We start from the raw sequence: 12,420 nt of genomic DNA, 5'->3' as shown, positions 1-12,420 counted from the left end.
ATCCTGTCCGATCTTGCCGAGGGAACCGCCGCCGTCAGCGGCCGGGTGCTCAATCTGGAAGGCCAGGCCGTCGACGGCGAGGCCTTCCGCCGGATCCAGCAGAGCCTGTCGGAGCGTCTGCCGGGCGGCGTCACGCTCGGCACCGCCGACATCGGCGCGGCCCGGGGCCAGGCGCTGGAATGGTCGGCGCGGCGCGAGGGCGATCTGCTGACGCTGAGCGGGTCCCTGCCAAACGAGGAGGCGCGCGACAGGCTGCTTGCCGCCGCCGGCCTGAAGTTCGGCACGCTCAGCATCGACGATGCCCAGGACATCGCCGCCGGCGCGCCGGAAGGGCTCGAGGCCGCGGCGCTGGCCGCGCTGCAGGCGCTGAGCCGGCTCGGCGACGGCGAGGCGCGGATCGCCGACGGCACCGTGTCCGTGCGCGGCATCGCCCTGAGCGAGGCAGCGTCCGGCGAGGTCGCGCGGCTCCTGGCCGAGGGGCTGCCCGCGGGTTTCAGCGCGGAGCCCGCCATCGACATCGCGACGGTTCCGGACAAGGTCCTGCCGGCGGCCGCCTGCCAGGCGGAACTCGACCGGCTGGCCGGGCTCAACACCGTGCTGTTTGAAACCGGGCAGGCGGCGATCGCCGACCATTCGCATGGCTATCTCGACCGGATCGCCTTCGCCGCGCGGCAATGCGGCACGGCGCGGCTGGAGATCGCCGGCCACACCGATGCCGATGGCTCGGAGGCGGACAATCTGGCCCTGTCGCAGCGCCGGGCGCAATCGGTGCTTGAGTATCTGAGTGCCGCCGGCGTTTCGGCGGAGCGCATGCGGGCCGTCGGATACGGCGAAAGCCGTCCGCTGCAAGACAATGAAACCGACGCGGGCAAGGCGGCCAACCGCCGCATCGAGTTCCGCGTCCTCAGCGAACCGGAATGAACCGGAGGGGAAACACCATGTGGTATATGTTCTCGCATATTTGGCTGTGGGTGCTGTGCGCGTTCCTGATCGGCGCGCTGGTGGGATGGAAGACATGCGGCGGCAAGCGGAGCTGATGGCCGGTTGCGCTCGTTCGGAGTGGGAGAAATGACCATGTTCTTTTTGCAGACACTGTTTTTCGCCGCCGTCGCCTTCGGGCTGGGATGCCTGTTCGGATGCTGGCTCAAGGGCCGGCTCAGAACGCCGCGGCATCATTCGGGCGCGGCCGGCGCAATCACCCATGCGGGCGCGGCGCGCACCTCGACCGCGGGCGAGCTGGCCTCGTCGAGGCCGCATTACGAACCCGTCTCGAGGGCGCCGCGCGAGGAGGACCTGCCGCCGCGTCCCGTGGCCGCTCCGGTCCCGGCGGTGGCGCCGCAGGCGGGCGCGGTCGCTCCGGCGACGATAGTTCCCGTGGTCCCCGACGAGCCGGCTGTAGCGTCCAAACCCGCCAAACCCGCCGCGCGCAAGGCCGCTGCGAAACCGGCATCGACCAAGCCCGCCGCGGCCAAGGCGGCTAAGGCAAAGACCGCAGCCGCGCCGGAGGCGCCCAACCCCGCCGCGGTCAAGGCGCGGACGGCGAAAGCCGCGGAGGCGAAGCCGGCGGCATCCAGGGCGAAAACCGCCAAGGCCAGGCCCGAGGCCGCGTCCATCCCCGACAATCTCAAGCAGATCAAGGGCGTGGGGCCGCAGATCGAGGCCAAGTTGAATGCCGCGGGGATCAACAGCTTCGCCCAGATCGCCGCCTGGACCAAGACGGACCAGGCCCGGTTCGGCGAGCAACTGTCCTTCTCCGGACGCATCGAGCGGGAGGACTGGGTGGGCCAGGCCAAGATCCTCGCCAAGGGCGGCTCCACCGAATTCGCCCAGCGCGTCGCCAGGGGAGAGGTCGAGAGTTCCGCGGGCAAGCCCGGGCGTGGCGGCAAGAGCTAGTCCGCGACCGTCCCCGAGTGCTGGCCGCCGCCGGTCAGGCGTCGCGGCAGCCGCTCAGTGCCGCCGCTGCCTGTCGACGGATGCGAAGAACTGGCGCAGGATCTCGGGGATGCCCGACAGATGCAGGACCGGCGCGTGGCCGTGCCCCGGTATGGTGACCGTCTGCAGCGACGGGACGCGGGCTTTCATCTCGACAAGTGTCTTTTCGGAGAGCAGGGCCGAGTGTTCGCCCCTGAGCGCCAGCAGCGGCATGCGGCCCAGGCCCTCGAATTGCGGCCACAGGGTCGGCAGCGGCGTGTTGAGATCGATGCCCTTGAGACCGTGCAGCAGGGCAGGGTCGTAGTCGGGGACGAGCTTGCCCTTCTTCTCCACGTAAACGGCCCGGGCGAAATCGGCCCAGTCGGACTCCGACAGGGCCGAAAAGCTCTTGGAGTGGGCCTCCCTGAGGATCCGCGCCGCGTCCTCCCAGTTGCCGGGGCTCGGCGTGCGCGACAGATAGGCCTTGATCTGCGCCAGGCCCGCGCCCTCGATCACCGGGCCGATGTCGTTGAGCACGCCCGCCGCCATCACGCCGGGCCGCGTCGCCGCCAGCACATGCATGATCAGGCCGCCGCGCGAGGTGCCAATGAAGATGGCGTGTTCGAGCCCCAGCGCCGCCATGCCGGCCAGCACGTCCTCGGCCTCGACCAGGATGGTGTAGCGCGCGGGATCCCTGTCCCAGCCGGACAGGCCGCGGCCGCGGTAATCGAAGCTGACGACGCGGCGGGGCGCCTTGGCGTCGCGCGACAGCAGCAGCGCCAGATCGTGGAAATCCCGGGTGTTGCGGGTCAGGCCCGGCAGGCAGACGACGGGCAGGCGCTCACGGGTGGCGGGATCGTGGCGGCCGTAATCGGCGGCATGCAGCCTCAGGCCGTCGCCGGCGGAGAAATACACATCTTCATGCGTGTCCGGCTCATGCGTGCCGGTCGCCGCCATGCCGGCCGTGCCGGGTCTGTTGTCCGCCATCGTCAGGTCCTGTTCTGTCGGGTCGTGCCAGTATGCAGTGCCTATAGCGCATTTTTACCGCGGTGCGACAGGCTTCATCGGCGGCCGAAGCGGAGATCCTCTTCGATGCTCGCCGGCTGGCCGAGCCGCGCCTTGTAGACCTGGTAATTCTCCATCACCCGCTGCACGTAATGCCGGGTCTCGGTGAACGGGATCATCTCGATCCAGTCGATCACCTCGTCGAGCGGGCGGCCCCTGGGGTCGCCGAAGCGCTCGATCCATTGCGGCACCCGGCGCGGGCCGGCATTGTAGGCGATGAAGGTGAGGATGTAGGAGCCGCCGAAATCGCTGATCTGCTCGCCCAGGAAATGCGCGCCGAGCGTCGCGTTGTAGCCGGCGTCGGTGGTCAGGCGCTCCTGCGAATAGGGCAGTCCGTGGCGGGCGGCGACGCCCTTGGCGGTGCCGGGCAGGATCTGCAGCAGGCCGCGCGCGTTGGCGGGCGAGACGGCCGCCTTGTTGAAGGCGCTTTCCTGCCGGGCGATCGAATAGGCCAGCGCCTTGCCCGATCCGGAGATATTGGCGCTGGCCGGCACCGCGCCGAGCGGATAGGCGAGCGCGGCCACGTCCAGGCCGCGGTTCCAGGCGATCTTGCCGACCTGGAGCGAGACGCGGTGGTCGCCGCGCCGTTCGGCCATGGCGGCAAGGATCGCCACTTCGCCGGGACTGTCGAGTTCGGCCGCGAGCGCGCGGTAGAGAATGTCGGCGCGCCAGTCGAAGCCCGCGTCCTCGAGCTTGCGGATGGCCTTGGCCGCCTCGCGGCCCGAGAACCGCACCCGGTCGGCTTGGGACGGCGAGGGGTAGGCGATGGCAAGCGTCTTGCGCCCCAGCCGGGCGCTGGCGAGCTGGCCGTAGAAGGTCGACGGGAACTGCGCGGCCAGCGCGTAATAGTCCGCGGACTTGCCGCCGCCGCCCGCCTCGGCGGCGCGGCCCATCCAGTAATTGGCCCGCGCCCTGGAGATCTGGCCGTCGGCGACGGTGAGGATCGCGGAAAAGTGCTTCCGCGCCGTCTTGGCGTCCTTGAGACCCCTGAGCGCATACCAGCCGGCGTGGAATTCGGCCTCGGCGAACTCTTCAGGGCTCTGCGCCAGATGGGCGGCGGCGAGCTTGTAGGCGGTTTTGGCGTCGCCGTCCTCGTAAAGGCCGCGGCTGATGACCCGCGCTTCGACCCACCACTCGTCCGGATCGACAAGCAGGGCGGGATCGCGCGGCATCCTGGCGAGCAACGCCGCCGCCTCCTTGTTGCGCTCGAGTTCGCGCAGGTGCCTTATCCGCAGGTAGAGATAGGAGGGCTCGTTGTGCCAGGAGGGATGCACCGCCGCGATGGCGCCCGCGGCCTTGGCCGGAGAGCGGATGACCGCGGTCCAGGCCCGGTAGAGCGACTGCGCCTCGGCCTTGTCGGCCAGCGGCTTGGCGTCATTGACGTGATCGTCGTAGAGCAGCATTTCCATGCGGCGAAAATGGTCCTTCTTGTCGAGAAGGGCGGCGAATTCGGTGAGGAAGACCCGCGACTCGCCGCTGTCCATGGCGACCGTGCGCCAGAAGCTCGACGCCAGCGCGCGGGCGCGCCGGGCGTCGCCGGTCTCGAGCAGGGCCCGGATCAGCACGATGGCGCCCTTGGCGGTCTCGGGCCTGGTGTCGCCGAAGGCCGCGCGCACCTGCGCCGCCGGGGGATTTTCGAAATACAGCGCGCGTTCGGACAGCGAGCGCAGGGAGGTGAGGCCCGGCCAGCCTTCGAGCTCGGTGGCGGCCATGGCGATCTCGGCCGAAGGCACGCCTTTGAGGCCCGAAAGCGCGATCGCCCAGGTCAGGATGTGATGATCGAGGGTCCCGCCGGCCATGGTGTCGCGGATCGTCCGCGCCGCCGCGGCATCGCCGTTTCCCAGAGCCTCGAGGCCCGCCTTGAGCTCGCGGCTCGCCGGCTGCGCCGCGTCGGAGATCAGGCTCGGCTTGGGGACCGCGCCGGTGGTTTCGCTGCTGACGGCGGGCCGCGGCACGGGCAGGGGAATGGCGCCGGTCGGCAACGGCGCCGCGGCGGTGAAGGTCGCGAGCACGGTTGAAACAACGAGCAGCGCTGCAAGGGCGGTCTTCGGCATCTTCATCTTCCGTTCGGCATGATTGCGCCGTGGGGCGGGCGGGCGGATCACCTCCCAGATTTATCAGGCGCCGGTGAAGCAGATCTTAACAAAGGCTTATCGGTTTTCCTCGAATGCCACCTTCCGCCACAAATGCGGACAATCTGCGGCGCGGCGACGGGCGCAGAAGGCGAGACGCCCGATTTGCCGCAAAAGCGCGCGCCAAAGCCTCGCAAGGCTTTTCCACATCACGGATTTCCTGTATCGGCTGCGTGAGATATGAATGACTGAGCCTTAGGGTGCAGAGTTACAGTTTTTGGAGATCAGCATGTTCAAGGGTTCCATTCCGGCCCTCATCACCCCTTTCACCGAAACTGGCGCGGTGGACGAGGACGGCTTCGCCGGCCATGTCGAGCGGATGATCAAGGCCGGCAGCCATGGCCTGGTGCCCGTCGGCACGACCGGGGAATCCCCGACGCTCACCCATGCTGAACACAAGCGCGTGGTGGAACTGTGCGTGGAAGTCGCCGCCGGCCGCGTGCCGGTGATCGCCGGCGCCGGATCCAACAACACCGCTGAATCGATCGAACTGGCGGTGCATGCCGAAAAGGCCGGCGCCGACGCCGTGCTGGTGGTGACGCCCTATTACAACAAGCCGACGCAGCGCGGGCTTTACCAGCACTTCAAGGCGGTGGCCGAGGCGATCAGCCTGCCGATCATCATCTACAATATCCCGCCGCGCTCGGTCATCGACATGTCGGTCGAGACGATGGCGGCGCTCAACCGCGATTTTTCGAACATCATCGGCGTCAAGGATGCGACCGGCAATCTCGCCCGGGTGCCCGAGCAGCGCGGCGCCTGCGGGCCGGACTTCGTGCAGCTTTCGGGCGAAGACCCGACGGCGCTGGGCTTCAATGCCCATGGCGGCGTCGGCTGCATCTCGGTCACCGCCAATGTGGCGCCGAGAGAATGCGCGGAGTTCCAGGAAGCGACGCTGAGGGGCGACTACACCGCGGCGCTGGCGATGCTCGACCGGCTGATGCCGCTGCACAAGGCGATCTTCGCCGAGCCGGGCGTGGCCGGCGTCAAGTACTGCCTGGGCAAGATGGGCCAGGTGAAGAACGTGGTCCGCTCGCCGCTGACCACGGTGGAGCACACCACCGCGGCGCTGCTCGACGCCGCGCTTGCGCGGGCCGGCGTGGTGACCTGAGCATGGCGCCAAAGAAGGAAGACAAGTCGCAGCACGGAAAGATCGTCGCGGAAAACCGCAAGGCCCGTTTCAACTACGAGATCGTCGACACGATCGAAACCGGGCTGGTGCTCGCCGGCACCGAAGTGAAGTCGCTGCGCGAAGGCAAGGCCAATATCGCCGAATCCTACGCCAATGAGGAAGGCGGTGAGATGTGGCTGATCAATTCCTATGTGCCGGAATATCTGCAGGCCAACCGGTTCAACCATGAGCCGCGGCGGCGGCGCAAGCTGCTGCTCAAGTCGCGCGAGATTGCGCGGCTGGGCCAGGCGGTCCAGCGCGACGGCATGACCCTGGTGCCGCTCAAGATCTATTTCAACGACAAGGGCCTTGCCAAGCTGCAACTGGCGCTGGCCAAGGGCAAGAAGCTGCACGACAAGCGCGAGACCCAGAAGGAACGGGACTGGAACCGGGACAAATCCAGATTGCTGCGCGATCGCGGATAGGCCTCGCGTCGATGGCGACGCGAGCGGGCCGACGTCGCCGGGGCGGCCGATGAAGCAGGCTCAGGCGGCGAGGTGCTGCGTCGCCTTCTCAAACACCGCTTCGAACATCTGAGGCGTCAGCCGGCCGGTGTTGGTGTTGTAGCGCGAGCAATGGTAGCTCGACACGATCCGGGTCCCGTTGATTTCGGTTTGTTTTGCATGACCGAACGGATGACGCGCGGGGGTGTCGCCGAGGGCGCGGACCGTGCTGTCGTGAGAAATCTTTCCCAGGGTGACGATGACCTCAAGGCCTGGAAGCTCGGCAATCGTGGCCGCCAGGAAGCCGCGGCAGGTGTTGATTTCCGCCCCGACCGGCTTGTTTCCGGGCGGCACGCAGCGCACGGCGTTGGTGATCGCGGTCGCGCTGAGGCGCAGGCTGTCGTCGGGCCGGGACCCGAACTGTCCTTCGGCAAGCCCGTATTTTCCCAGCGTCGCATACAGCAGGTCGCCCGATTGATCGCCGGTGAACGGCCGTCCGGTTCGGTTGGCGCCGCGCAGGCCCGGGGCGAGGCCGACGATCAGCAGCCTGACCGCGCCGGGTCCTTCGGGCGGATACCAGGTGCGGACCGGCCCGTTGTGCCAATCCGGATGCAGCCTGCGGTTCTCGAGGATGAAGCCCCGCAGCCGCGGGCAGAGGCTGCAGTCATGATCGGGGTCAGGGGTGATCAGTCGTCGAAATCCTCGTCGTCATCTTCCACGACCGCGGCGGGGCGCATCGGACGCTCGGAGGGGTCGCGGCCGATTTCGGCCTTCAGGCTGGTCAGGTCGATGAAATAATCGGCCTGGCGGCGCAGGTCGTCGGCGATCATCGGCGGCTGCGAGGACAGCGAGGAGACCACGGTCACCTTGCGGCCCTTGCGCTGCAGCGCCTCGACCAGCGAGGTGAAGTCGCCGTCGCCGGAGAAAATGACCAGATGGTCGACCACTTCGGACTGTTCCATGGCATCGATGGCGAGTTCGATGTCCATGTTGCCCTTGACCTTCCGGCGGCCCATGGAATCGGTGAATTCCTTGGCGGGCTTGGTCACCACCTTGTAGCCGTTGTAGTCGAGCCAGTCGATCAGCGGCCGGATCGAGGAATACTCCTGGTCCTCGATCAGGGCGGTGTAATAATAGGCGCGCAACAGATAGCCGCGGGACTGGAAGGCCTTGAGCAATTTCCGGTAGTCGATATCGAAATTCAGGCTTTTGGACGCGGCATAGAGATTTGCCCCATCGATAAAAAGTGCGATTTTCTCTCTCGGATCAAACACTTACTAGATTCCTCTCAAAAGGCGTTTACAACGTATTTTGGCTCAAAGCGGCACCATCATGACAAACTAGCTCGACTTCGAACTTCTTGGTTATCAGACAGTTACCATTCAGATGCATTTTCGCGACTCAATATGTTGTGATTTGTGAGCAGATGCTGCGGCAGGCGATATTTTTCAAGTGCCCGGCTTGATAAATATGCGCGGATACTAATCAACTCGTCCATAATTTCACATCCCGACTTTGGCTGCAATCCGGCCATCGCTTCTGCGCCAGAACCCGGGCGCGGCGGCTTTTGTTCCAAAAGACTTGAAATAGCCACACAATGTGTTTATCGCATGGTCAACTCCCCCAGAGCAGTTTGTAAAGGACAGGCAATGGCCCGCGTCACAGTCGAAGATTGCATCGACAAAGTTGATAATCGTTTTGAGCTGGTGCTTCTCGCCAGTCACCGCGCCCGCCAGATTTCGCAGGGCGCTTCGATCACCATCCCCCGCGACAACGACAAGAATCCGGTCGTCGCCTTGCGCGAAATCGCCGACGAGACCCTGTCTCCGGGCGATCTCAAGGAAGATCTGATCCACTCGCTGCAGAAGCATGTCGAAGTGGACGAGCCCGAGCCCGATCCGGGCCGGTTCATCCCCGCCGGCGAAGCCGTGGAAGAAGCGGCCGCCGAGGACGATCAGCCCGAATCCGTCTCCTTCGGCTCGATGTCGGAAGAAGATCTGCTTGCCGGCATTGAAGGGCTTGTCCCGCCGGAGAAAAGCGACGACTATTAAGCGTCGGGATGAAAGTGCGCCGGTCTGCACCGGATTGGCGACACCTGATCCTGGAGCCGAGAGACAACTGATGCGGGACAATGCGCCGGTCGTTCGATTCGGCGCATTTTCTTGTCGTGGAGAGTCCTTGCGATGATGCGTCAGTACGAGCTCGTGGAGCGCGTGCAAAAATACAAGCCCGACGTCAACGAGGCCCTGCTCAACAAGGCCTATGTTTACGCCATGCAGAAGCATGGCAAGCAGATGCGCGCCAGCGGCGATCCCTATATTTCCCACCCGCTGGAAGTGGCCGCGATCCTCACCGAGATGCGGCTCGACGAATCCACCATCGCGGTGGCGCTGCTGCACGACACGATCGAGGACACCACCGCCACCAGGGCCGAGATCGACGAGCTGTTCGGCGAGGACATCGGCCGGCTGGTCGAGGGGCTGACCAAGATCAAGAAGCTCGATCTGGTCACCAAGCGCGCCAAGCAGGCCGAAAACCTGCGCAAGCTGCTGCTCGCCATCTCCGACGACGTGCGCGTGCTGCTGGTCAAGCTCGCCGACCGGCTGCACAACATGCGCACGCTCGAGCATGTGCCGCCGGAAAAGCGCGCCCGCATCGCCGAGGAAACCATGGACATCTATGCGCCGCTGGCCGGGCGCATGGGCATGCAGGACATGCGCGAGGAGCTGGAAGAGCTCGCCTTCAAGAACATCAACCGCGAAGCCTACGAGACGGTGACCGGCAAGCTCGCGGAACTCTCCAAGCGCAACCGCGACCTGATCCACACCATCGAGGACGAGCTGTCGGCGCTGTTCAGCCACGAGGGCCTGAAGGCCACGGTGAAGGGCCGGCAGAAGAAGGCCTATTCGGTGTTCCGCAAGATGCAGTCCAAGTCGCTGTCCTTCGAGCAGCTTTCGGACGTGTTCGGCTTCCGCATCATCGTCGACACCGAGGCCGACTGCTACCGGGCGCTCGGCATCGTGCACATGCGCTGGTCGGTGGTGCCGGGACGCTTCAAGGACTATATCTCGACGCCCAAGCAGAACGATTACCGCTCGATCCACACAACCATCGTCGGCCCGTCGCGGCAGCGCGTCGAGCTGCAGATCCGCACCGGCCGGATGCAGGACATCGCCGAACGCGGCGTGGCGGCGCATGCGCTCTACAAGGACGCCACGACCGGCGGCGAGGGGCTGCTGTCGAAGGATTCGCGCGCCTATTCCTGGCTGCGCCAGACCATCGAGGCGCTGTCGGTGGGCGACAATCCGGAGGAGTTCCTCGAGCACACCAAGCTCGAGCTGTTCCAGGACCAGGTGTTCTGCTTCACGCCCAAGGGCCAGCTCATCGCGCTGCCGCGCGGCGCGACCCCGATCGATTTCGCTTATGCGGTCCACACCGATGTCGGCGACACCTGCGTCGGCGCCAAGATCAACGGCCGGATCATGCCGCTGGTGACGCGGCTCGCCAATGGCGACGAAGTCGAGATCCTGCGCTCGGGCGTGCAGGTGCCGCCGCCGGCCTGGGAGGAAATCGTCGTCACCGGCAAGGCCCGCGCGGCGATCCGCCGGGCCACCAAGGCGGCGGTGCGCAAGCAGTATTCGGGGCTCGGCATGCGCATTCTCGAGCGCACCTTCACCCGCGCCGGCAAGCCGCTGTCGCGCGAGGGGCTGAAGCCCGTGCTCTACCGCCTGGGCCAGAAGGATGTCGAGGACATGCTGGCCGCCGTCGGGCGCGGCGAGCTGGTCTCGGAGGACGTGTTCAAGGCGGTCTATCCCAACCACCAGGAGACCCGGGTCTCGCCGCGCAAGCCCGCCGACGAGGGCTGGTTCAACCTGCGCAGCGCCGCGGGGCTGATCTTCAAGCTGCCGGGGCTCAACAAATCGCAGAAGACGGCGACGACGACGCGCAAGATCGGACCCGATCCGGACATGGACGCGATGCCGATCCGCGGCATGGACGACAATTCGGTGGTCCGCTTCGGTCCGGGCGGCGCGGTGCCCGGAGACCGCATCGTCGGCATTCTCGAGCCGGGGGCGGGGATCACCATCTATCCGATCCAGTCGCCGGGCCTGACCAAGTTCGACGACGAACCCAACCGCTGGATCGACATCCGCTGGGACATCGACGAGAACAACAAGAACCGGTTTCCGGCGCGCATCCTGGTGACCGCCATCAATGCGCCGGGGACGCTTGCGGAAGTGGCGCAGGCGGTGGCCACCAGCGAGACCAATATCCAGACCCTGTCGATGGTCCGCGTCGCCGCCGATTTCACCGAGATGCTGATCGACCTGCAGGTCTGGGATCTCAAGCACCTCAACCAGCTCATCACCCAGATCAAGGGGCTGGGATCGGTCTCCACGGTCGAGCGGGTCTACGAATAGAGGTGCGCCCCGCGTCGGCCCACTCGCGGCCGCGCAGCCTTGATTTCCCGCTCGCGCGCGCCCATTTGAACCCTGCGGGCGCGGCCTGCATCCGTGCCGCCGCCCGCCGCTTGCGGCCATCTCACGCGAAGGTTTTTTTACCAGTTCTTCGCTGTTGTCGTGCATAGTCATGCCGACGGACCGCCGGCAATGGCTTTCGGAATGAAATTTTCCGCGCTGACTTAGGGCTGACACAAAGAGAGGCATATACGGACACCCATGCTGTTTCGTCGCCGAAAACCCCAGGGATTCCTTGACCGGATGCGCACCGCGCTCTGGCCACGCAGATCCTTTGGGCGGTCGTTCCAGTATTTCATCAAGCGGGTGCTGAGGCTGACGGCGACGCCGCACGCCATTGCCGCGGGCGTCGCGGCGGGCGTGTTCGCCTCCTGGACGCCGTTGCTCGGATTCCATTTCATCCTGGCCTTCGCGATCTCCTATGTCCTTGCCGGCAACATGGTCGCCGCGGCGCTCGGAACCGCCTTCGGCAATCCTCTGTCGTTTCCCTTCATCTGGGCCTCGACGCTCAAGCTCGGCAACCTGCTGATCGGCATCGAGACCGGCGGGCACGAGAAGCACGTCAATCTGGAGGCCCTGCTCAGGCACCTTGATATCAGCCAGCTCTGGGATCCGGTGCTCAAACCGATGTTGATCGGATCGATCCCGCCCGGCATCATCTGCGCCGTCGGCTTCTATATCCTCACCTATTGGGGCGTGCGGGCGTTTCAGGCGCGCAGGAAGTCGCGTCTTGCCGAACGGGCCAAGGCGCGGATCCAGGACATGGCGGCGGCGCGCCGCGAACGGGCCGCCGACAGGGCAACGCGCGCATGATCATCGGTATCGGCAGCGATCTCGTCGATATCAGGCGGATCGAGAAGACCCTCGAGCGGCATGGCGAGCGTTTCACGCGCCGGTGCTTCACCGAGGTGGAACAGATCCGCTCCGACCGGCGCGCCACCCGCGCCGCCTCCTACGCCAAGCGGTTCGCGGCCAAGGAGGCCTGCGCCAAGGCGCTCGGCACCGGCCTCTCCAAGGGCGTCTTCTGGCGCGACATGGGCGTGGTCAACCTGCCCGGCGGCAAGCCGACCATGGTGCTGACCGGCGGCGCCGCCCGACGGCTGGATGAAATGACGCCCGAGGGCATGACCTGCGCCATTCATTTGACAATAACCGATGATTATCCGATGGCGCAGGCCTTCCTCATCATCGAGGCGCTTGCCCGGAGATGATGCCGGACC

12 protein-coding genes are annotated in these 12,420 nt (G+C 66.1%); 8 read left to right on the top strand and 4 right to left on the bottom strand.

The genetic code is table 11. The features are described 5' to 3' along the window. Positions 1-921 (top strand): OmpA family protein (locus LL06_RS25860; protein WP_161785032.1); only part of this gene is annotated, 921 nt, incomplete at its 5' end. A 147-nt stretch (positions 922-1,068) separates the two neighbouring features. After that, positions 1,069-1,893: a hypothetical protein gene (locus tag LL06_RS27840; RefSeq protein ID WP_052161920.1), complete on the top strand. Its 825-nt coding sequence runs from the start codon at positions 1,069-1,071 to the stop codon at positions 1,891-1,893. 54 nt (positions 1,894-1,947) lie between these two features. Here the strand turns inward: LL06_RS27840 and LL06_RS25850 are convergent, their stop codons facing one another. Continuing rightward, positions 1,948-2,868, bottom strand: coding sequence for an alpha/beta hydrolase (locus LL06_RS25850; RefSeq protein ID WP_052161921.1), 921 nt, complete (start codon positions 2,866-2,868; stop codon positions 1,948-1,950). Between the two features lie 104 nt (positions 2,869-2,972). Continuing rightward, positions 2,973-5,030, bottom strand: a complete 2,058-nt coding sequence (locus tag LL06_RS25845) for a lytic transglycosylase domain-containing protein (RefSeq protein WP_152599786.1) — start codon at positions 5,028-5,030, stop codon at positions 2,973-2,975. A 307-nt stretch (positions 5,031-5,337) separates the two neighbouring features. Between LL06_RS25845 and dapA the strand changes: the two genes are divergently transcribed. Both dapA and smpB read left to right on the top strand, forming a co-directional pair. Further along, complete coding sequence (gene dapA, locus LL06_RS25840; protein ID WP_035533896.1) at positions 5,338-6,219, top strand: 4-hydroxy-tetrahydrodipicolinate synthase; 882 nt, start codon at positions 5,338-5,340, stop codon at positions 6,217-6,219. A gap of 2 nt (positions 6,220-6,221) precedes the next feature. Then, complete coding sequence (smpB, locus tag LL06_RS25835) at positions 6,222-6,704, top strand: SsrA-binding protein SmpB (RefSeq protein WP_035533880.1); 483 nt, start codon at positions 6,222-6,224, stop codon at positions 6,702-6,704. Between the two features lie 60 nt (positions 6,705-6,764). On the opposite strand, the gene LL06_RS25830 is transcribed toward smpB, so the two are convergent. Together LL06_RS25830 and LL06_RS25825 are read right to left on the bottom strand one after the other, a co-directional pair. Next, the gene (locus tag LL06_RS25830) at positions 6,765-7,337 is read right to left on the bottom strand and encodes a uracil-DNA glycosylase (RefSeq protein ID WP_345775695.1); all 573 of its coding nucleotides are present in this window, start codon (positions 7,335-7,337) and stop codon (positions 6,765-6,767) included. A gap of 71 nt (positions 7,338-7,408) precedes the next feature. Further along, positions 7,409-7,996, bottom strand: coding sequence for an NYN domain-containing protein (locus LL06_RS25825; RefSeq protein ID WP_035533875.1), 588 nt, complete (start codon positions 7,994-7,996; stop codon positions 7,409-7,411). A 375-nt stretch (positions 7,997-8,371) separates the two neighbouring features. On the opposite strand from LL06_RS25825, the gene rpoZ reads away from it, so the two are divergent. The 4 genes from rpoZ (at position 8,372) to acpS (ending at position 12,411) form a co-directional block, all read left to right on the top strand. Further along, positions 8,372-8,773, top strand: coding sequence for a DNA-directed RNA polymerase subunit omega (rpoZ, locus tag LL06_RS25820; protein ID WP_035533874.1), 402 nt, complete (start codon positions 8,372-8,374; stop codon positions 8,771-8,773). Between the two features lie 132 nt (positions 8,774-8,905). Beyond that, positions 8,906-11,143, top strand: a complete 2,238-nt coding sequence (locus tag LL06_RS25815) for a bifunctional (p)ppGpp synthetase/guanosine-3',5'-bis(diphosphate) 3'-pyrophosphohydrolase (RefSeq protein WP_035533872.1) — start codon at positions 8,906-8,908, stop codon at positions 11,141-11,143. 258 nt (positions 11,144-11,401) lie between these two features. Beyond that, positions 11,402-12,013 (top strand): DUF2062 domain-containing protein, encoded by a 612-nt coding sequence (locus tag LL06_RS25810; protein WP_052161919.1) that lies wholly within the window; start codon positions 11,402-11,404, stop codon positions 12,011-12,013. Further along, positions 12,010-12,411 carry a holo-ACP synthase gene (gene acpS / locus LL06_RS25805; RefSeq protein ID WP_035533870.1) on the top strand — a complete coding sequence of 134 codons (402 nt, stop codon included), beginning with the start codon at positions 12,010-12,012 and terminating at the stop codon, positions 12,409-12,411. The genes LL06_RS25810 and acpS overlap by 4 nt, the downstream gene beginning before the upstream one ends. Positions 12,412-12,420 lie beyond the last annotated feature (9 nt).

The sequence above is a fragment of the Hoeflea sp. BAL378 genome, from assembly GCF_000759435.1.
In the GTDB taxonomy this organism is placed as follows: domain Bacteria; phylum Pseudomonadota; class Alphaproteobacteria; order Rhizobiales; family Rhizobiaceae; genus Hoeflea.
The sequence above is the reverse complement of the archived record's forward strand: the minus strand, read 5'-3'. Positions and strand labels throughout refer to the sequence as shown.